Source organism: Allobacillus salarius (genome assembly GCF_007559425.1).
GTDB lineage: Bacteria > Bacillota > Bacilli > Bacillales > Alkalibacillaceae > Allobacillus > Allobacillus salarius.
The window spans coordinates 1-21,490 of the sequence record NZ_VMHE01000014.1 but is presented as its reverse complement, the minus strand read 5'-3'; the positions used below and the strand labels follow the sequence as shown (position 1 = coordinate 21,490).

The 21,490-nt window shown below is 39.7% G+C and carries 18 protein-coding genes; 11 read left to right on the top strand and 7 right to left on the bottom strand.

Features of this window, described 5'->3' with window-relative positions; translation table 11 throughout:
- Positions 1 to 87: 87 nt before the first annotated feature.
- A complete protein-coding gene (locus FPQ13_RS08665) occupies positions 88 to 1,323 on the top strand; it encodes an aminopeptidase (protein WP_144088946.1) in 1,236 nt (411 codons plus the stop codon).
- Positions 1,324 to 1,431: 108 nt separating this feature from the next.
- A complete protein-coding gene (locus FPQ13_RS08660; protein WP_144088945.1) occupies positions 1,432 to 2,733 on the top strand; it encodes a helix-turn-helix domain-containing protein in 1,302 nt (433 codons plus the stop codon).
- Between the two features lie 71 nt (positions 2,734 to 2,804).
- Here the strand turns inward: FPQ13_RS08660 and FPQ13_RS08655 are convergent, their stop codons facing one another.
- A complete protein-coding gene (locus FPQ13_RS08655) occupies positions 2,805 to 4,160 on the bottom strand; it encodes a YjiH family protein (RefSeq protein ID WP_246065444.1) in 1,356 nt (451 codons plus the stop codon).
- A gap of 587 nt (positions 4,161 to 4,747) precedes the next feature.
- Here FPQ13_RS08655 and FPQ13_RS08650 point away from each other — a divergent pair.
- The gene (locus FPQ13_RS08650; protein WP_377863172.1) at positions 4,748 to 6,106 is read left to right on the top strand and encodes a sodium-dependent transporter; all 1,359 of its coding nucleotides are present in this window, start codon (positions 4,748 to 4,750) and stop codon (positions 6,104 to 6,106) included.
- Positions 6,107 to 6,108: 2 nt separating this feature from the next.
- Here FPQ13_RS08650 and FPQ13_RS08645 read toward each other — a convergent pair whose 3' ends face one another.
- Positions 6,109 to 7,797, bottom strand: coding sequence for an IS1182 family transposase (locus FPQ13_RS08645; protein WP_144088944.1), 1,689 nt, complete (start codon positions 7,795 to 7,797; stop codon positions 6,109 to 6,111).
- A 263-nt stretch (positions 7,798 to 8,060) separates the two neighbouring features.
- Here FPQ13_RS08645 and FPQ13_RS08640 point away from each other — a divergent pair, with 263 nt between their 5' ends.
- From FPQ13_RS08640 to FPQ13_RS08625, 4 genes are all read left to right on the top strand, one after another.
- Positions 8,061 to 8,390 (top strand): DUF5327 family protein, encoded by a 330-nt coding sequence (locus FPQ13_RS08640; RefSeq protein ID WP_144088943.1) that lies wholly within the window; start codon positions 8,061 to 8,063, stop codon positions 8,388 to 8,390.
- Positions 8,391 to 8,414: 24 nt separating this feature from the next.
- Entirely contained in the window at positions 8,415 to 8,783 is a 369-nt protein-coding gene (locus FPQ13_RS08635) for a DUF423 domain-containing protein (RefSeq protein ID WP_144088942.1), read from the top strand.
- 16 nt (positions 8,784 to 8,799) lie between these two features.
- Positions 8,800 to 9,207 carry a hypothetical protein gene (locus FPQ13_RS08630; RefSeq protein WP_144088941.1) on the top strand — a complete coding sequence of 136 codons (408 nt, stop codon included), beginning with the start codon at positions 8,800 to 8,802 and terminating at the stop codon, positions 9,205 to 9,207.
- Between the two features lie 89 nt (positions 9,208 to 9,296).
- Positions 9,297 to 9,827, top strand: a complete 531-nt coding sequence (locus tag FPQ13_RS08625; RefSeq protein ID WP_144088940.1) for a YwhD family protein — start codon at positions 9,297 to 9,299, stop codon at positions 9,825 to 9,827.
- A 190-nt stretch (positions 9,828 to 10,017) separates the two neighbouring features.
- On the opposite strand, the gene FPQ13_RS08620 is transcribed toward FPQ13_RS08625, so the two are convergent.
- Positions 10,018 to 11,955 carry a transglycosylase domain-containing protein gene (locus tag FPQ13_RS08620; RefSeq protein ID WP_144088939.1) on the bottom strand — a complete coding sequence of 646 codons (1,938 nt, stop codon included), beginning with the start codon at positions 11,953 to 11,955 and terminating at the stop codon, positions 10,018 to 10,020.
- Between the two features lie 282 nt (positions 11,956 to 12,237).
- On the opposite strand from FPQ13_RS08620, the gene FPQ13_RS08615 reads away from it, so the two are divergent.
- The gene (locus tag FPQ13_RS08615) at positions 12,238 to 12,669 is read left to right on the top strand and encodes a YwiB family protein (protein ID WP_186279620.1); all 432 of its coding nucleotides are present in this window, start codon (positions 12,238 to 12,240) and stop codon (positions 12,667 to 12,669) included.
- Positions 12,670 to 12,672: 3 nt separating this feature from the next.
- Positions 12,673 to 14,343, top strand: a complete 1,671-nt coding sequence (argS, locus tag FPQ13_RS08610) for an arginine--tRNA ligase (RefSeq protein ID WP_144088937.1) — start codon at positions 12,673 to 12,675, stop codon at positions 14,341 to 14,343.
- Positions 14,344 to 14,689: 346 nt separating this feature from the next.
- Here the strand turns inward: argS and FPQ13_RS08605 are convergent, their stop codons facing one another.
- Genes FPQ13_RS08605 through FPQ13_RS08595 form a run of 3 tightly spaced genes read right to left on the bottom strand, consistent with a single transcriptional unit; the run spans position 14,690 to position 16,983 of the window.
- Positions 14,690 to 15,274 (bottom strand): hypothetical protein, encoded by a 585-nt coding sequence (locus tag FPQ13_RS08605; RefSeq protein WP_246065443.1) that lies wholly within the window; start codon positions 15,272 to 15,274, stop codon positions 14,690 to 14,692.
- Between the two features lie 22 nt (positions 15,275 to 15,296).
- Positions 15,297 to 16,742: a sodium:solute symporter family protein gene (locus FPQ13_RS08600; protein WP_144088936.1), complete on the bottom strand. Its 1,446-nt coding sequence runs from the start codon at positions 16,740 to 16,742 to the stop codon at positions 15,297 to 15,299.
- Positions 16,743 to 16,764: 22 nt separating this feature from the next.
- Entirely contained in the window at positions 16,765 to 16,983 is a 219-nt protein-coding gene (locus FPQ13_RS08595) for a hypothetical protein (RefSeq protein ID WP_144088935.1), read from the bottom strand.
- Between the two features lie 397 nt (positions 16,984 to 17,380).
- Here FPQ13_RS08595 and FPQ13_RS08590 point away from each other — a divergent pair, with 397 nt between their 5' ends.
- On the top strand, positions 17,381 to 17,626 hold the full coding sequence (locus FPQ13_RS08590; protein ID WP_144088934.1) for a hypothetical protein: 246 nt from the start codon (positions 17,381 to 17,383) through the stop codon (positions 17,624 to 17,626).
- Positions 17,627 to 18,298: 672 nt separating this feature from the next.
- Entirely contained in the window at positions 18,299 to 20,419 is a 2,121-nt protein-coding gene (locus FPQ13_RS08585) for a (Fe-S)-binding protein (RefSeq protein WP_144088933.1), read from the top strand.
- Positions 20,420 to 20,460: 41 nt separating this feature from the next.
- On the opposite strand, the gene FPQ13_RS08580 is transcribed toward FPQ13_RS08585, so the two are convergent.
- Positions 20,461 to 21,111 carry a VC0807 family protein gene (locus tag FPQ13_RS08580; RefSeq protein WP_144088932.1) on the bottom strand — a complete coding sequence of 217 codons (651 nt, stop codon included), beginning with the start codon at positions 21,109 to 21,111 and terminating at the stop codon, positions 20,461 to 20,463.
- Between the last annotated feature and the right edge of the window lie 379 nt (positions 21,112 to 21,490).

Here is a 21,490-nt window from a genome sequence, read left to right as displayed (position 1 = left end):
ATCTGTCAATAAGTGATACGAATACTTTTTAAATTATTCGGAATATGAAATAATAAGGCATAATAGAAAAAGAAGGAGTGTCGTATGATGCCAACAGAGGCTACATTAAAGAAATATGCCGAGCTTGCTGTGAAGGTTGGTGTAAATGTACAAAAAGAACAGCCAATCTTTATTAATGCACCAATCGAGGCAAGAGACTTTGTGCACCATGTAGTAGAGGAAGCTTACAGAGTAGGTGCAGAAAATGTAACAGTTAACTGGTCAGATGAAGTAATCACAAGAAAGAAATATGAGAACGAACCACTACATGTGTTAGAAAGTATTCCGGATTGGTTGGTCGATAAGCAAACCGGTCACGTCAAAAATGGTGGATGTATTTTGAGTGTTTATGCACCTAATCCGGATTTGTTGGATGGGATTGAACCAGAACGAATTGCCAAAGCAAATAAAGCGGCTGGTGAAGCTCTGGCTGAGTATCGGGAATATATGATGAGCGACCGGATTCAGTGGTCAATTGTTTCGGTACCTACAGAAAAATGGGCAGCAAAAATATATCCTGACAAAAATGAAGAAGACGCGATGAATGAGTTATGGAAAGAAATATTTAAAATTGTTCGTGTCGATCAAGAAGATCCAATTCAAGCTTGGGAAGACCATAATGAAACGTTGCATGATATTCGAGATTATTTAAATGAAAAAAAATATGTCGCACTAGAGTATCATTCAGCTACTACGGACCTTCGCATTCAGTTGCCAAAAGGCCATATTTGGGCAGGAGGAACGGCAAAATCGGAAAAAGGAGTCATTTTCAATCCGAATATGCCGACAGAAGAGGTATTTACAGCACCACATCGGGAAGGTGTAGAAGGTACTGTCCGAAACACGAAGCCTTTAAACTATAATGGTAATTTAATCGATGATTTTAAACTGACATTCAAAGATGGTAAAGTGGTTGATTTTGAAGCGGGTAAAGGAGAAGAAACGCTTAAACATTTGCTGGATACGGATGAAGGGGCAGTTCGGCTCGGTGAAGTTGCTTTAGTTCCTCATTCATCACCTATTTCTCAGTCAGGATTAATCTTCTTCAATACGCTTTATGACGAAAATGCTTCTTGTCACTTAGCACTCGGACAAGCTTATCCCACAAACTTAGAAAACGGTGAAAACATGAGTGCAGACGAACAAAAAGAGGCTGGCATCAACAAAAGTTTAATTCATGAAGATTTCATGATGGGTTCTAGTGACTTAACGATATACGGTGTCACCGAAAGTGGTGAAAAAGAAGAGATTTTAAAAGACGGAGAGTGGGCAATTCATTCATAGCTAACATTTTGCTGTGATTCCTTGGTAATTTTTGATAGTTTTTGTGGAAAATCTAGTCAAAAAGAACTATAATAGAACAATAAGTTGGAATAGAAGGTGGAGATTGGATTGTCGCTTATTGGTCAAACAATCAGATGGCATCGCATGCGCCAAGGAATCACACAAGAGCAGTTAGCAGAAGGTATTTGTTCTAGCGCTTATTTAAGCAAATTAGAAAACAACCAAATTTCTTTGAACAAAGAGATTGTCAGCCAATTATGTGAGCGAATGGAGCTTCCTGTTGAAAAGTTCATCGGTTCTTCAGATGAGCATGTAAGAAAGCTGTTGGAAAATTGGTTAGATACGTTACATCAATATGATGTAAAAAAAGCAGAATCTTTATTCCAGGAAATTCAGTTGTTAGATGAAAAAAAGATATCTATTGAATTGAGTTATTTGTATGAATTGTCGTTATTCGCTCATTATTTGTACACGGGTCAACATGAAAAATTAGATGAAAAGTTCACGTATTTACAAAGTTTTTCATGGATTTTGGAGGAGCATTATCCATATAGCTATCACAAGTTTGTCGGTTATTATTATTTGACGAAATTTTATTGCGCGAATGCAATTAAGCATTTTAAATTGGCAGAGAAATTGATAAAAGAAACATCCGATCCTAATCTTTATTTGATGATTGCAAGTGCATACACGCGTATGGAAATGATTCTACGTTCCAATAAATATGCATTAAAGGCCTTTCAAACGTTTCAGGCAAATTTGGACTATACACGTGTAATCAGCTGTCAAATTATTCTGGGTTTGAATTATTGTTTAATTGCAGACCTAGAAACAGCTGAAAGTTATTTTGGAAAGCTTAGAAATCTGGATGAAGCTCAAGTAGGCGGGTTAATAAAATCGGTCATTTATATGTGTGACGGTATTATGTCCATACAAAAGCATGAGTATGAAGCGGCACGTGAATACTTTGAAAAAGTGATTTCACGACAAACAAATCATGAAGTTGAGTTGATCTCGAGTCATTATTTGGCTATGACTTATTTTTATCTCGGTGAAAATAATCGTGCGATTCAAGAATTGAACAGAGGATTAGAAATAGCTGAAACGTGTCGTAATGCTCGCTACCAATATAAGTTGAAATCTATTTTATATTATTTTCGTGGCGAACATGAACAATTGCATCAACTACTGACTAAAGACGCAATCCCATTTTATCAAAAGTTAGAAGAGGAACATGAATTATGCAGTTATTATTTATTGGCTGGAAGTGTTATGAACGAAATGAAGCGATATAAAGATGCAACGAAATATTTGATGGCTGCTTATAGAGTTAATCGTACGGAAGATTCTTTTTTGCCGAACCTGAAATCAGCAAAAGCAAAGCCAGGTTTACCGTTTTTAACTTATTAACATCATACAAAAAGCGATCCCAAAGTCACTTCCATGACAGCGGGATCGCTTTTTTAATTATATATTATAGATTAAAAGATTAAGTGTGCAATACCGACGATGATTGGCAATGTAATTGCCGTACGCATTAAGAAGATGACAAGTAGGTGCCAGAAGTTCACAGGAACTTTAGAAGCTAACAGCACACCACCGACTTCGGATAGGTAAATCAACTGTGTCACACTTAAAGCAGCAACGATGAAGCGTGTCATGTCGTTGGCAACGCCTTCGATAATGATTGCGGGTAGAAACATATCCGTGAAACCGACGAGCAATGTTTCTGCAGCCGCTTTTGCTTCAGGAACTTGCATTAATTCTAAGATCGGTACGAAAGGTGCACCAATCCAAGTGAAGAAAGATGTAAATTCAGCAACGATAACACCTAATGTTCCAATTGCCATAACAATTGGCAAGACCCCGATCCACATATCCAGAACATTTTTAACCCCAATTTTTAAATAGTTAATGAGATTAGGAGCTTTGCTCGCTCGATCGACCGCTTGTTTATACCCCCAAGTAATCGCTGTATAATTTTCAGGAACGGACTCATCCAATGGCTCTTGGTCTTCTTTCAAATACGTATCAGCGAACTTAGACAATGGCGGAATCCGTGGCATAATGACCGCTGCAACGAAACCAGCTAATACAACTGTACCGTATAAAGGCAAGAACATGTGCATTAAATCAACTTGACGAACGATGGCAATCGTGAAGGTGATGGAAACAACGGAGAAAGTCGTTCCAATAACTGCAGCCTCACGTTTCGTGTAATAGCCATCCTCATATTGCTTACTCGTCAATAATACACCGATTGTCCCATCACCTAACCAAGAAGCCAAGTTGTCGACTGTCGATCTTCCAGGTAGTGTGAAGACAGGGCGCATGACTTTCGTTAGCAATGCACCGATGAATTCTAACAAACCAAAGTTCAACAGGAGTGGCAGTAAAAGGCCTGCGACTAAAAAGACAGCGATTAGAAATACGAGCAGGTCATTTAAAATCATACTACCTGTAGCACCAGAGTATACAGCTTCCCAACCGACTTTGAAATAAGTAAATAATACAAACACCATGGCAATCACACGAACGATTGTCCAAAATAAATTGACCCGGAACAATGAACCGAAAAAAGAGTTCGGATTTATTTTATTAGGATTTAATAATGTTATGATGTACACAATGACAGACAATATAGCAGCGACAGAAATTAATAGAACGACCAATATAAGTGCAAAATCACCTAGCAACTTTAAAAATTGATCGGCTAAAAAGGCGACTGCAATTGTCGTTTCTCCTTTAATTGGAATAGGGATCATGAATAATCCGATTCCAATTAAAGATAAAACAATAAACTTCAAATGATGAATACCAGCATACTTTTCTTTCAACGAAAACTCCCCCCTAATAATGAATTTATTTTAAACCCTTATGACTATTTATGCAATAACAAGTATAAATATTTTGTAGAATAATGCAGATAAAAAATTATTTAACAATTTTGAAATATTACTTAACATTTAGTGGAAGTTCGTGTATACTAAAGATGGAATCAATTAAAAGCGTATACATAAACAGATATCATACACAGAGATGGTTGTAACAGGGGAGGTAACGTTCTTAATTATGATGCATTTCGAAGAGTTGGTCGGAAGATTTGAAGGAAAGCTTGGAAGAAACTTATGCAATAAAGAACGGGATTTAATATCGTGGATGGTAAATCAACAAACCCGTAAACAACATTTCTCACCAGAGAAAAAACACCTTCGTCAAAAAACACTGCTCTTTTGAGTGGTGTTTTTTTAATATATTCCAAACGATTTAATTGTATGAAAAAATAAATTTTCTCTATTCCTTTAATCAATAACTGTGTTATAGTGATAAAAAGTTATTTCTTAACATACATATGATGAACTATACGTTAAAAGATAGTGAATGTGGATAGCGATAAGGCTGGGCATTCTCTATAAAAAAAGAGGTGGATGAGTTGGATCAAGGAATGAAAAAAGACGAATGGAAATCAAGACTTGGGTTTATGTTAGCTGCCATGGGATCGGCTGTCGGTTTAGGGAATATTTGGCGCTTTTCTTACGTGGCTGGTGAAAATGGTGGCGCTACATTTTTGCTTATCTATATCTTTTTTATTTTAGCGTTCGGTATACCGCTACTACTTGCGGAATTCAGTGTCGGGAAAGCGGGTAAAAAAGATGCGGTAGGCTCCTTTATGCGATTAGCACCAGGAACAAAATGGCATTGGACAGGTGTCATGGGTGTGATCGGCGGCACACTTATTTTAAGTTTTTACAGTGTGGTATCTGGTTGGTCATTATATTATTTATTTCATTATTTAATTGGGGACTTTTGGACAGAGCCTACGGGTGGATTTGGTCAAGGTTTCGAAGATTGGACATCAAGTACTTGGGGACCGTTGATTTGGCAATTTCTATTCATGGTCGCAGTTGTATTTGTTGTCATTCGCGGCATTAAACGAGGTATTGAACGTGCAAATTTAATCGCAATGCCGGCATTAGCCATTTTGATGGTTGTTTTAGCCGTGTATTCATTGACATTGGATGGAGCAAGTGAAGGATTAGCCTTTTTATTTACACCGGATTGGAGTCAGCTCAGCAATCCACAAGTCTATTTAGCTGCAATGGGGCAAGCCTTTTTCTCACTTAGTCTAGGGATTTCAGGGATGCTGACATACGCGAGTTACTTGAAGAGCAAGGACCGCTTGCCTGCAGCAACAGTCGGTATCGGTGTAATGGATACGGTATTTGCCATTATTGCAGGGATTGTGATCTTTCCAGCGGTATTTAGCTTTGGCGTGGATGTGCAGTCTGGTCCGAAATTAGTGTTTATTACGTTGCCGAGCATATTTGCTAGTATTCCAGCTGGCGGATTAGTCGGAATTGCTTTCTTCGTTTTATTAGTTATGGCTGCCTACTCTTCCGCACTTTCTATGCTAGAGATTCCAGTGGCATATTTTCACCGAACACTAGGGTTAAGCCGGAGAGCGGCCTCGATTCTTTGTGGATCGGTCATATTCGCAATTGGCATTACCGTTTCTTTAGGTCACGGCGTTTTGAGTCATGTAACGATTGTTGGCGATAAAGGTATTTTAGATTCAATTGACTATGTTACCGGAAACTTTATTTTGCCATTAGGTGCCATGTTGATTGCTATCTTTGTAGGATGGTACTGGACGAGAGATCAAGCGATTAAGAATAGTGAAATCAATAATCATTCACTACAATCGATTTGGTACTTTATCGTTCGTTACATCGCTCCAGTGGTCGTCTTGGTCGTTGCGTTAACAAGTATTTTTAGTAAATAGATTCATTTAATTGAGGCTGGGACATAACTAGCCAAAATTAAGTAAAAAAATGTACCAATCATCAATTTTTGATGGTTGGTACATTTTTGGTTTAAATGTTTGTCATCATTTAGGGTAGGGTTTGGCTTTTTGGCGATGTACTTTCTCAAGTTCACCGCCATGAATGCAAATCCTAATTCATTTTCCACGTTGTCTTGACCTCTTACAGACATACGTGTGAAACGCAAATTAGCCTTCAGAAATCCGAAGACTGGTTCCACATCAATTTTACGTTTGCCGTAAATTTCACCAGTTTCTTCCTCCGAAAGCTGTTGTCTTGTGTATGCTTTTTGGCTTTCCCACTTCGCATTATAATAAATTTTTCGGTTATTCCCTTCCTTTGCTTGGGTGCATTGGGAACGCAGTGGGCACCCTGAACAGTCCTCTGCCTCGTAAACTCGGAAGGTTCGTATATAGCCATACCGGTCTGCTCGGTGGGATAGGTAACGAAATGTGACTTTTTGGTCATTCGGGCAGATAAAATAATCGTTTTCCTCGTTATATTCCCAATTGGCGGAATGGAAAGGGTTATCTCTGTATTTCTTTTTCTTTTCTTTCCGATATTGGTTGTATGTAATCAGGGGCGTGCGTTCTCGGTTTTCTAGGACATCTTCGTAATTTTGTTCACTGCCATAGCCTGCATCAGCCACGATATACTTAGGCAGCTCAAAGTAATTTTCTTCAATGTGATCCAGGAAAGGAACGAAAGTACGTGTATCTGTCGGGTTCGGGAATACATCGTAAGCGAGCGCGTATTGCCCCTCTGTCGCAAGCTGCACATTATAGCCAGCTTTCAGCTGCCCGTTCCGCATATGGTCATCTTTCATGCGCATAAACGTGGCATCATGGTCGGTCTTGGAATAACTGTTGCGCTGGCCGAATATTTCCATGTCCTGCCGATATTTCTGTTTGCGCGCCGCAAAATCCCTGAACTTTTTGCGGTATTGTTTCGGTACTTTACGTTCGAAACGAAGGTGTTTCCGTTCGCTCCCGCTTTCGCGTGCTTCGATTGCTTTGTCATACGCTTCGACTTTTTCATCCAATTTCTCAACTATTTGACTGAGTTCATCGATGGATAATTCATCCTCGCTTTCCCGTTCAATCTCAGGGATAATCGCGTTTTCCAGTAATTCATCATACATTTGATTGGACTTTGCCACCAATTTAGCACTGTATTTCTCAACAGCCCTGCGCCACACAAATGTGTATTTGTTGGCATTCGCTTCAATCTTGGTCCCATCGATGAAAATTGCTTCTTCATCAATCTGTTTTTCCTGCACAAGCTGGCAGCGAAATTGGACGAAACATTGACGCAGTATCTCTTTAACCTCCGGATGCACACGAAACCGATTAATCGTGCGATACGTTGGTTCATATCCTTGAGCTAGCCACATCATGCGGACACTGTCACGGAGTAATCCTTCAATCTTTCTGCCGGAGAAGACAGATTGCGTATAGGCGCACAGGATAATTTTCATCATCATGCGTGGATGATAAGCTGGACAGCCTGTGTCACGCTGAAAACCTGCGAATGCATCATCCGGAATTGTTTCCACCACGTCATTTACAGCGTAAGCAATATCATTTTCTTGTAATTTTATTTCCAAATCTAAAGGTAAAACCACTTGATTCATGTTATAATGTTTAAACATAAGGATCCCTCCGATAGTTATTGTGTGGTTACTTTAATTTTATCAGAGGCGATCCTTTTTGTTTACTAAAAATAAACGATAATATAAAAAGCGTGGTACCTGCCTAATCGGTAAGTACCACGCTTTTTCAATTTACTGAGTTTTGTCCCAGCCTCTTTTTGTTATTAAAAATATCATTTTTATGAACATAGCCTTCATAGAAGAAATTCGATGCTTATCAATGATATACTATTTAACTGAGAAATGAATACAGGAGGAACACCATGTCAGTTTCTTATCAAGCAATTATTGAAAAGATGATCAAAGAATTGCAATCCATTGATGCGACCACATCAACAGATCAATTGATGGCAAAAATGTATTCCGTTCAATCAATGGCAACGTTAATTACAGGGTCAGATCGTTCAACTAACGAGGCGCAAGGCAAGTTCAGCATGCCTGTATCTGATCAACCCCAAAACTTCTCGATTGAAGAAGCCGAGGCCAAAGTGATGGAAGTTTCACCAAAAGTTGAAAAGAAGCAGCATGATCTGGAGCAAGGGAAAAGACTGGATGAAGACGATGCCAACGGAGACTCCATCTTTGACTTTTAACAACATAAAAAAGGAGAAATAAATATGAAAGCATTACTGCTAATCGGAGCAATAAATGGCTTTATTGCAGTTGCACTCGGTGCATTCGGAGCGCACGGTTTGGAAGGAAAGCTATCAGAAAAATTAATGGGCACTTGGGAGAAAGCAGTCCAATATCAAATGTTTCATACGATCGCGATTTTCGCAACAGGCATTTTAGCATTGAAAACAGGACTCGGGAACTACATGACTGCAGGTTGGTTCTTTTTCGCCGGAATCATTATTTTTTCTGGAAGCCTATATTTATATAGTCTGACTGAAACGAAGACATTCGCGATGGTTACACCAATCGGTGGCGTTGCGTTTTTGATAGGCTGGATCGTATTGGGCTACGCCATCATGAAGATGGTTTAGGTTAGGGGGGTAAGAAATGAAAAAGAAGATACTCATCATAACACTTATTTTATGGATGATTCCGTTTGCGTCTTATGCAATGGAAGAAAACGATTATCGCATAGATGTTGAAAATCATTTTCGTGAGGTTGGAGACGAATATGAATTAATCGATTTGCATTTCGTTTTATATACAATGGATGCTGCATTTACCGATAAAGAAAATATCCGTAACGAATGGACGAATCAAATCGATGACCAGATTGCCAGTGAATTACATGACTTTTTCAGTCGAGATGAGCTGACTGGTTCAGACTATAATCAACAAGTACTAGACTATTTAGAACAAAACTTTGAGATTGAAGAGCCAGAAGAAGGTGGTTTCTTCGCTGCAATCGGAAATTTTTTCAAAAGCATTTTTAATTTCTTCGCAAACCTATTCTAAAAGCGGTTCTGTTTTGTAACAGTTACGAAATATGGCACAATAGAAATGACTACTTAATAAAAGAACAGAACTCGAGGAGGTCCATGGTGATGAAATCATTTGATCAAAATAAAAAATCAACGGGAAAAAAGAGTAATCAATTTACCATCATGAAAGATGATCCGATTGACGGCCATCCCGGATTCTCTGGTGGAGGTGCCATCAGTTTAGAGAATATGTCGCCATTGATTGTCGATCCGAATGAGAATCGGGTTTGGGTGGACATGGGTGCCATGCATGCTCGAAGTGAAGTGGAGAAACGAATTCGGTTCGTTACGGATAAAGAAGAAGTACCAAATGGAAAACCGTACTGGATTGTATGGACGACGGTTGAACGAAGTGAAGCGGGACCATTCTATTATGGAATTGCTGCAAGTTTCTTGGAAGTCGACCGGGAAGCTCGCCGTGGCTATAAAATCCTTGCTGAACATGTTAATAGTATGGACAAGTCGCTAAAAGGTAGAGTTGTCATTGATAAAATGGATGACCATTCGAAAAAATTACTCAAAGACTTTTTGATTGAATTCAACCCACAGTACTGGGAAAATGCAGAAGATGAATTGAAAGCGGCGTTCGATTAATTTTGAATGAATTGTGAACAATGTTTTTTCTGATTGTACTTTTGTGAAATCCTCGTTACAATAGGGTTAAACATGGGTCTTTACATGTTTATTAGGACAAAAAAGCGGGATTGGTCACTAGACGAGTGATCAGTCCCGTTTTTTTATCATTTTATAGTGAGATGTCCATTGACATGTATGGAGTGAAGCGCTACTCCGTACACACATTTTTAGGAACAGTTCCTTTAATGAAATACATCAGGCGCGTCCGATCTTCACAAGCTGGACCTTGTAGATAGCCTGTATCAGGATCGATATAAGACCCTGTGACACCGTCTGGAACTTTGAAAGGTTGAGCCGGTTTGTTTTCATGAATTTTTTCCATATATTCAGCCCAAATCTGTTTTGCTGCAACGAGATCTTCTCGTTTCACGATTTCTTGATTATCATCATATCCTGTCCAAACGGCAGTCGTATAATATGGACTATAGCCAATCATCCAGCTGTCATTCGGTGTCGTCCCGGATTTCCCTGCATAATGATGAGTAAGCATCGGGGCAATCGTTGCACCGGTAACTCGACTATAGCTGTTTAACCGTTCATCAAAAATCCCCGTTAACATGTGAGTAAGCACAAAAGCATAATCCTTGTCGAGAACTCTTTCGGATGGTTCTGGCTCATGCTCATACAATACTTCCCCATCTTCGTTCGTAATTTTTTTGACGATGTAAGGATCGACCGATAGACCTCCATTCGCCAACAAGCCATAAGCTTCTGTCATGCTCATCACCGACGTGGAACCTGAACCTAACGCTAATGAAGGAACACTTGGCAAATCGTCCTCAATACCAAATGTACGCGCCGCTTCAATTAAGTTATCCGATGTTAAAAATTGATTCGTTTTCACTGCATAAATATTATCAGAAATCGCTAAAGCTTGTGCTAACGTGATCGGCCCGTTGGCGTAGAGGTCACCATAATTGGATGGCTTATACGTCTTGCCGTTTTCTAGTTGAAAAGTCGTTTCAGTACTCTCTAATGTCGTTGCAGGTGTGAAGCCATACAATAGTGCAGCATAATAAAGGATTGGTTTAAAGGTTGAACCAGTCATTCGGCTCGCATGAGTCGCCCGATTATAAGATGATTGTTTATAATCTCTTCCACCTTGAAGGGCAACGATTTCACCCGAATGGTGATCAATTGTTACTGATCCAACTTGTAGTTCTCCTTCAGGCAAATTTTCTTTAACTGTTGCACTCAAGTGCTCTTGTGCTTGTACGTCCATCGTGGTATAAACATTATAGCCCCCGTGTTTCAGCTCCTCGCGACTAATACCCAGTAACTCGGCTGCTTGCTTCATGGCAGTGTCCATGAAATACAATGAATCTTTGTTTGCATCACTCGCAACAGTTGTCACAATTGGCACATCTCGATTCTTTATTGCGTCAAATGTTTGTTGATCGAGTAAATTGAGTGACACCATTCTACGCAAAATCCATCGTTGCCGTTCGAGTGAGCGTTCATAGTCGTTGAGTGGTGAATAAATCGCTGGGCCTTTCGGAATTCCAGCTAAAAGAGCGGCTTCATCAGCCTCTAAATCTCGAGCACTTTTATCAAAAAAATATTGGCTTGCTGCTTCGACGCCATATTGCCCGTGGCCAAAATAAATGGTATTTAAATAGCCTTCAAAGATCTCATCTTTGGTTAAAAACATTTCTAAACGCATGGAAGCTAAAGCTTCTTTGAATTTTCGTGTCCATGTTTTTTCATTCGTAAAATAAAGGTTTTTGGCATACTGTTGGGTAATTGTACTAGCACCTTGTCTTTTGTCTTGATGAATGACATTTTGATACAGAGCCCCGCCAATCCGCTTGAGATCAAATCCGTGGTGATTATAAAAATGTTGATCTTCTGCAGCCGTAAAAGCATTTTTTAAGTGCTGAGAAACTTCTTCAATAGCAATATATTCCCGTTGATCGACGAGTGCCTGCGTTTCAAGCAAATTCTCATCACGGTCGAAAAATTGTGTTTGTTGATGAAAATTCGTATCCGGAGGACCTAATAAATAGGTGAACAATACAATGACAGCAAAGGCGGATAGCATAAAACTACCGACGATTATAATTGAGAAAAATAGTTTTTTGAACATGTCGATAACCCCTGAAGTTACGCGAATTTTGGCCGATATTATCTTTATTAGTATGGAAAAGTTGGGAAGAATATAAACATCGAGATGAATTTTTTGATAGGAAGGTTGTCTTGCGTTAGACTGAAAAAGGTTTTGCGTGTTTCATAATAGAAATTTTCACTAGAAAAAAGCGGCATGAGTCAATGCTAGCTAGGCTTATCAAACCAGTTCTCTATAACATAAGAGTTAAACGAAGATACATAATACCGTTACACCATGAGAAAAAGTGAAAGGGGAATGGCTATGGTCGATCCAATTCGAGTAGATATCGAAGTTAATGCAGAAATAATAGATGAAGACGGAGAAGAATCAATCAAAAAGCAAGAAAAGGGTGAATATATCCACAAAAATGACTTGCATGTGATAAAATATGACGAACAGATGGATGATTTCGGTAAGGTAAAAACGACAATCATCATTCAAAAAGAAAAAATTGTTTTGAAAAGAGAAGGTACACTAAAGCTCCACCAAGTTTTTCGAATTGGCAATAAAACAGAAGCGCTATATACCCATCCTTATGGTAGTTTTCGTTTAGAAACGACAACCCACCGAATGGAATTCTATAAAGGGATGAATCAGCGTTCTGGTCGAGTTTACGTTGATTATGATGTTGTCATTAATGACCAAGAGTCACGTAGACATACATTGCAGGTGAACTTTCAAGAGGAGGATTAACACGTGAATATCGTCGCTGAAGTAGAACAGCAATTGAAAAGTGAAATTAAAGCAGCTATTTTAAAAGCGGAATTAGCAAGTGAAGAAGAGATTCCAGAAATTATATTGGAATCACCGAAGGAAAAGGAACACGGTGATTATGCGACAAATATGGCGATGCAGCTAGCGCGGATTGCGAAAAAAGCGCCGCGACAAATTGCAGAAGAGATCGTAGAACAGATTGATACGGGTCAAGCATCGGTGAAAAAAATCGAAATCGCTGGGCCAGGCTTCATCAATTTCTTTATGGATCAATCCTTTTTAACAAAAGTCGTTACAGAAATTAACGAAGCGAAAAGCCAATATGGAACGACGGACCATGGCAAAGGGAAAAAGGTTCAAATCGAATTTGTTTCTGCTAATCCGACCGGCACACTTCACTTAGGTCATGCACGTGGTGCAGCTTACGGTGATGCATTGGCAAACGTCATGGAAAAAGCCGGCTACGAAGTTGAACGCGAGTATTATATCAACGATGCGGGAAATCAGATCAACCTGTTAGCTAAATCAATCGAAGTCCGTTACTTCCAAGCGCTCGGTCACGACGTTGAAATGCCTGAGGATAGTTACCGTGGAAAAGATATCATTGAACTTGCGAACAATTTATATAAAGAGCATGGGGATCAGTTTGTCGACGTGACAGAAGAAGAGCGGCTAGAAGCTTTCCGTCAACATGGACTCGATCACCTGCTTGAGCGTATTAAAAAAGACTTGGAAGAGTACCGTGTTCCATTCGATACATGGTTCTCTGAAACGTCTTTATATGAAAAAGGTGTGATCGGCCTCGTCGTCGACCAGCTACGAGAAAACGGCTATGTTTATGAACAAGATGGCGCAACTTGGTTCAAGAGTACCGATTTCGGCGATGACAAAGATCGGGTACTTATTAAACAAGATGGAACGTATACGTATTTAACACCGGATATTGCATATCACCAGAATAAAATTGACCGTGGATTTGATGAACTCATTAATGTTTGGGGAGCCGACCACCACGGATACGTCAACCGAATGAAAGCAGCAATCCAAGCATTAGGAAACCCAAAAGATATTTTAGACATTAAAATCGTTCAAATTGTTCACCTTTACCAAGACGGTGAAAAAGTGAAGATGAGTAAGCGGACAGGAAAAGCCGTTACGATGCAAGAATTGATCGACGAAGTGGGCTTGGATGCAACACGTTATTTCTTTATCATGCGTTCCAATGACTCTCACCTTGATTTCGATATGGATTTAGCGACAAGCGAATCCAACGAAAACCCGGTTTATTATGTTCAGTACGCACACGCAAGAATTTGCAGCATGCTAAAGCAAGCTGAAGAAAAAGGCATTGATGTGGAAGCTGATGCGGACGTATCTCTACTGACATCCGAAAAAGAAATTGATTTATTGAAGCGGTTAGGAGATTATCCGCAAGTAATCACAGAAGCAGCCAACAAAAAAATGCCACACCGCATTCCACAATACGTCTTTGAATTAGCCGGCGACTTGCACAGCTTTTATAACGCTGAAAAAGTTATCGATTTAGAGAACGAAGAACAAACACACGCCCGTATCGCATTGATCAAAGCCGTGCGGATCGTTATTCAAGATGCATTGAACTTAATCGGTGTTCACGCACCAGAGCAAATGTAAATAGTCGCGTAAACTGGCACTGACTTCGGTCGGTGCCTTTTTGTGTGTGCGTTAAAGCAATTAACCCTGAAGCCGGGTCGATAAACCCTGAAGGATGTTGAAATAACCCTGAAGCCAAGCGAATTAACCCTGGCCGAAATAGCCCTGAAGCCAAGCGAATTAACCTTGAAGGTTGCAAAAATAACCCTGAAGCTGAGGAAATTAACGCTGAAGAATTCCTAAAAAACGCTGAAGGCAGGAATTCTCTGTGCCAGAATGAAAAACGAAAATGAGTAATCGCCATTAAAAAACACCCCTAACTTAATCTTTGAGTAAGGGGTGGAGTTGAGAACGGTGAGCTGTACGATTAAATTAAATCTTTTCCATTTTCCCACCGTTCACGCATATACGTTTCGTTTTCTCCAGTGTTTGCGTTAATATAAAATGTCTCGTCATTCGAGCCAATATTCAATGTGACTCTCCAAATCGGTAGATAGACTAAAAATAAATCAACAATTTCATGCTTCGGTTTCTTCAAAATATATGAGCGGTCAATTTGCTGAGCTTGAACGTCCTTAATGTATTTACTCTTACACTCATCCATCCTAATTTTATTTTTCACCACGTTTTCTTGACTGATCTCAATCTCTTGCACGACAGGAATTCGTTGAAAAACGCCCCGATAACCGGACACTGCATCGACAAAAATAATATTAGGCAATTTTTTTGGAGTGAATGGTGGCCGTTCAGCAATTATGATTGTTTTCGCTAACCACATCGGGTGATAAATTAATTCATAATTAGCCAAATGCTCTTTCACATACGCTTTGTTTACCTTTGTTTTCAGTTTACTTTTCAACCCAATATTTTTATAGACAAACTGATAAAGGTTATCTTCACTAACTACCTGTCGATCACCAATTTGTTTCACGGTCATTTTTGTTTTCGTCAACACATCAATCACCTTTTCCTCATCAGTTCGTATCTTCTAAATGTGTATGATAAAACTCAACCAAATCCTGTTTTTCTTTCGGCGGCGGTGAAGTCATTAAACTAACGACAATCATAAGAAACAATGAAATCGGAGCAGCAATGATTGGTTCAGCGTTCGTCGGCAATACACCAGATGTGATGAGGATGACAAACGTAATCGCTCCACTCAGCATACCAGCCAATGCGCCTTGTGTATTCGCTCGACTCCACCAGATACCCAACACGATCGGAAATCCGAAAGAAGAGAGCAGGAAGCCACCGACCCAGCCGACCATGATTGCAATCAAACCAGGTGGATCAATCGCAATGATCACACCAACGACACTCGCTAAAATCATAATGATCAATCCAAGACCTGTAACAAATCGCTCACTCGCCTGTTTATTGATATACCCTTTATAAATATCATGAGCAATTGCCGCAGAAATCGCGAGTAGCATTGCATCAGCTGAGGACATAATTGCTGCAAGCAACCCAGCTAGCATGATTCCGCCAAGTATAGCCGGTAAATAATGGTCAATCACCGATACGAAAATCATATCAGTATTGTCCAATGTATCTATAATGCCAAGGCTTGCACCTGCTGAAGTAACGATGAAACCTGAAACAAATAACGTTAAATAAATCAAACAAGCCCACATCGAAGTGCGGCGGGCAATTCTTGGACTTTTCGAAGCGAAATTCCGCATGACGACTGACGGAGAAATGATTCCGAACCATAAAAAAGCAATGAATAAACCGAAATAAGACATCCATGGCTGAGTTATATCACCAAATTCCGGATCAGTACTTAGCGCATCACCGATTAAGGCTCCAATCCCGTTATGATTCATTAAGATGGCTAAGGCTAATATGACGATTCCAACAATCATAATGATGCCCTGAATCAAGTCCGTGTACGTAATCGCCCACATGCCACCTAGTGCTGCATACAATGTAAAACCTAATCCTAGTACAATGACTGCGGTTGTATAATCGATGCCTAAAACATATGAGCCAATGATTCCTGAAGCAGTTAATTGAGGAACCATATAAAATGTCATGCCAACACAAACAATTACGGCAGCCACAATTTGTACAGAGCTTCCAAATCGTTGATTAAAAAACTCTGGAACCGTTTTCACACCAGAGCGACGAATTTGTCCGGAAATCAAAAACATCGCAAATGGCATAATGGCGATGACACCAAAAGCATACGTAAAGAAATAAGGAACACCTAACGCAACACCCGAGCCAACTGCACCAAGTAGTGAACTAGAACTGGCTACTGCCGCGAAAATAGCAAATGCGCCAACAAACGTGTTGATGCTTTGTCCAGCGGTAAAGTAATCACTTTCAGATTGTCTCGCTCGACGATAGAAATATATTCCGATTATTGTCAGCACAACTAGATAAATAACCATAATAATAGATTCAGTGACTTGCATAGCTTACCCTCCTCACTACGATCTAGGAATTGTTGCGATCTTCAATCTTCTCAATCCAAATCACATAGACAATTGCTAATAAAAACCAGAAAAATAACCCGGCAAACATGAGCCAGCCTACTAAAGAAATTCCATATACATATACATCTGCAGGCCACCAAACAAAGACTAATAAGGCATAAAGAACCAAGAAAATCATTAAGATTAAACCAGGATCTTTAAGTTTTGATCTGGATGCCATGGTTTCACCTCCCTTCGGATGATGCGTTCTTAACTTCGTGACACTAAAACCTATGAATTAGGATGAAAACCTATTAACCATTAGATGACTTTCAACAAAATGAAAAATAAAAAAATCAAGAGTTGCTATGTTTTATAAAATTTCGGTATATTTCGACTTATTTTTCAACTTCTATCTATAATCTAAAAATCCTTTTATAAATTAAAAATTTACTTTGTTCTATAGGTCATGCCTTGCGATAGATAGACTGCGAACTGAAAACGAGAAGATTGAGATTCCTCAACGATAGAATCACATTCCTTAAAGTTGCTCAAATTGTTATTCAAGATAATTCGTTCTTGCACCACAGCAAATGTAAATAGTAACGTCAAAAGACGCCGATTTCGATCAGTGCTTTTTGTCGTGCGCGTACGTCAAAGCAATTAACCCTGAAGCTGCGCAGATTAACCCTGAAGCCGAGCGAATTAACCCTGAAGGATGTCGAAATAACCCTGAAGCCGAACGAATTAACCCTGAAGGATGCCGAAATAACCCTGAAGCCAGGCGAATTAACCTTGAAGAATACAAAATTAACCCTGAAGAATTACCAAAAACGCTGAAGGCAGAAACTTTCTGTACCAGAATGGAAAACGAAAATGAATAATCGACATAAAAAAACCCCCTCACTTAAACTTTGAGTAAGGGGCAACAGCGGAAAGATTTGTTAAGACAAGAAAACGAGGAATAGCGAGAAAAGCTTTCTTCTTTTGTTTTAAGGTGACTCAAATTTTATGTTCTCAAGCCGGAAAGGAAAAAGCGCGTCCTTCCGTGCTCGAGAAGCACTCTCAAGCACGGAACAAATGAAATTATGTGTCCTTCCGTGCTCGAGAACCGCTCTCAAGCCGGGAAGGAAAAAACGCCTTCTTCCGTGTTCGAGGAGCGCTCTCAAGAACGGAACAAATGAAATTATATGTCCTTCCGTGTTCGAGAAGCCCTCTCAAGCCGGGAAGGAAGGAAAAAACGCCTTCTCCCGTGTTCGAGAAATGCACACCCCCCGTAAAATTCCTAGAGCCCGTCGATCACCAGAAAGACAGGGCCTGATGCGTTAGCGCGACCCCTAAACAATTGGCTGAAAATAAATAAATCGATTGACTGAATGCTCATTCATTGTATAATAGAGCTAAATAATACTTAATTTGTGAGCATCTCAAAACGGGATGCTCCTTAATTAGACGAAATAATTCAGATTATTCCTTTTTTAAACAACTTTTTTTGTTAAGATAGTGATAAGGAATAATCAATTGTCAGTTCATCATAAGAATATGGGGGGAAAAGAATGGAGACGTTGTTGATCATTAATGCGCTTGCCTTTCTTGCTGTAACGGCCTACGCGATTTTCTTATTCGTACAAATTGTCCGAACAAGAATTGCTTATATTAAGCTCGGTCGAAAAACAGAGTTTGATGAAGGGATCAAACAGCGCCTGAAAGATGCTTGGGTATATGTGTTTGGACAGAAAAAGCTGTTGAAAGATAAAAAATCCGGTGCCATTCACGTTATGTTTTTCTATGGATTTATTTTAGTGCAGTTTGGTGCAATCGATTTCATTTGGGCAGGACTCGTGCCAGGCTCCCATTTACCACTCGGATTTTTATATCCAGGCTTTAAGTTTTTCCAAGAGATCGTAGCATTAGTTATTTTATTTGCGGTCATTTGGGGTTTCTATCGCCGTTATATCGAAAAGCTTGTCCGCTTGAAGAAAACATTTGCAGCGGGTCTTGTGTATTACTTTATCGGATCACTAATGTTAACTGTTTTAGCAGGTAACGGAATGGCGATTATTTGGCATGGACATGATTTAACATGGACAGAGCCTGTCGCATCCTCCATCGCTTGGGCATTCGGCTGGATGAGTCCAACCGCTGCAGCAGCTGTGTTCTTCGTCATGTGGTGGATTCACTTGCTCGTGTTGTTGGCCTTCTTAGTGTACGTGCCACAATTCAAGCACGCTCACTTAATTGCAGGTCCAGCAAACGTATTGTTCACGAAAGATAAGAAGCATGGAAAATTGAAAAAAATTGATTTCAACATTGATGAAATGGAAGAATCCGATGAAGAACCAACATTCGGAGCAGGAAAAGTAGAAGATTTAAGCGATCTTCAGCTACTAGATTTATATGCGTGTGTTGAATGTGGCCGTTGTACAAACGTTTGTCCAGCATCCGGCACAGGTAAAATGCTTTCTCCGATGGATTTATTACTAAAAATCCGTGACCACTTGTCTGAAAAAGGGGCTGCAGTGACTGGACGTTCCGCTTGGGTTCCAACGTATGCATTTGCAGGACGCACTGGAAATCAAGTAGCAGATGAACCAAACGGTACGCTAGCTCAACAAGTTATGGAAAAAAATCTAATCGGTGACGTTGTAACAGAAGAAGAGCTTTGGGCTTGTACGACATGCCGTAACTGTGAAGATGCTTGTCCGGTTATGAACCAGCACGTCGATACAATTATCGATCTTCGTCGTTACCTCGTAATGACTGAAGGGAAAATGGACCCTGAAGCACAGCGTGCAATGATGAACATCGAGCGTCAAGGAAACCCTTGGGGACTTTCCAAGAAAGACCGTGAAAATTGGAGAGACCAAGATGATACGCTTAAAGTACCTACAGTTAAAGAATTGAAAAAAGAAGACGAAGAATTTGAATACTTATTCTGGGTTTCTTCCATGGGCTCTTATGACAGCCGTAGTCAGAAGATCGCATTAGCGTTCGCTCGCTTGATGAACAAAGCAGGCATTAAGTTCGCGATTCTTGGAAACAAAGAGCGTAACTCTGGTGATACAGCTCGTCGTTTAGGAAACGAATTCTTGTTCCAAGAGCTTGCGGAGAAGAATATTAAAGAATTCGAGAAAAACGATATTAAGAAAATCGTTACAATCGACCCACACGCTTATAATATCTTTAAAAACGAATATCCTGATTTTGGTCTAGAAGCGGAAATATTCCACCATACAGAGCTTCTGGCCGAGTGGATTCAAGAAGGTCGCTTGAAGCCACAAAAAGCAATTCATGAGAAAATTACGTACCACGATTCTTGTTACCTTGGACGTTACAACGACATTTATAACCCGCCGCGTTACATCTTGGAGCACGTACCAGGCGTTGAAGTCGTTGAAATGGAGCGTAGTAAGGAAAACGGAATGTGCTGTGGAGCTGGTGGCGGTTTGATGTGGATGGAAGAAACAACTGGAAACCGCATCAACGTCGCTCGTACAGAACAAGCTTTACGTACAGAAGCAACGACAATCTCCAGTGCTTGTCCATTCTGTCTAACGATGATCAGTGATGGAACAAAAGCAAAAGAAGTCGATGAAACGGTTCAAACACGGGACGTTGCTGAAGTACTGGAAGAATCAATCTTTGGAGTTCCAGAGAAAGAAGATCAACCAGCGTAATAGTTTCGAAAAATATAATTCCCTAGAAAGGTAGCGAGAGACTATCTTTCTAGGGATTTTTGTTGTTGCTGCATGTCATTTGATTGTAAATACTTCTGAATCGGTATGCTCGTATAAAAAAACATTCCCATAATCATACCACCGAAAATCCACCCAGCCACTCGTAAGTAAATTAACATGGCCTCGTATCCATCAATCCCGTACTTTTGAAGTAGCCACATTTTTAAAAAAGCTAAAGTGACTCCCCGGACAACAAAGAGAAGTTGAATCCGTTGAAACCACTTGAATATTGGCGGTTGGTTAAAAAGAATCTTGCTTTCGGCAGGGTCAAACCCTTGTAAGGAAACAAAATCGACAGCAAAGTATAGCGCTAATGGCTTTCGAATCAATAAAAAGATTGCATGAAATCCGGCTATTGCAAAACCGAAATAAACTTGATACCAAAGCATTTTTTCCGCAGATCCTGCAAGCAAGTCAAGCGAAGTACCAATCAATAATGTGGTAATGATGAAAATCCCGGTAATATTCACCCGTCGTTCATGCCAAAATCGATAAAGCGTATAGATGAATCCAGGAACCGTTGATAGTAGCATCGCTGGATAATCACCGATGAGCTCCCTGCCTTGATTCCAAATGAGTAACGGTAGGCCAACATAAAATATTAAATCCAACAAAGCTATCTTTCTATTCATTTTTTCGACTCTCCCGATAGATTATGGTGGCTCTTTCCATGAGTGAAATCACTTCTTCGTTCAGTCGCTTGAAAGCAAATTGTTATATTGTACCTCTGTAAATATTCTGCGTTTTTAGATGAGCTCGTGATTTGACTGTGAAATTCTCTCAATATTCTCGTGAGCGTTCTTTTAGGTCTCGAACACTATTTAATAGTATCTATACGTATTTTAATTACTTTTATTTATTTTTGTCCATAAAAGAAGTAGTTAGATATATTTATACCATTTTATATTTCTCCGAAGAATCATGAAGAGGCTGGTGTAAACGCTAGAATAAAGTTGACAGTTTTTGCTCGATAAGATTTTACACTTTTGCTCAATCAACCTACTAATTTAG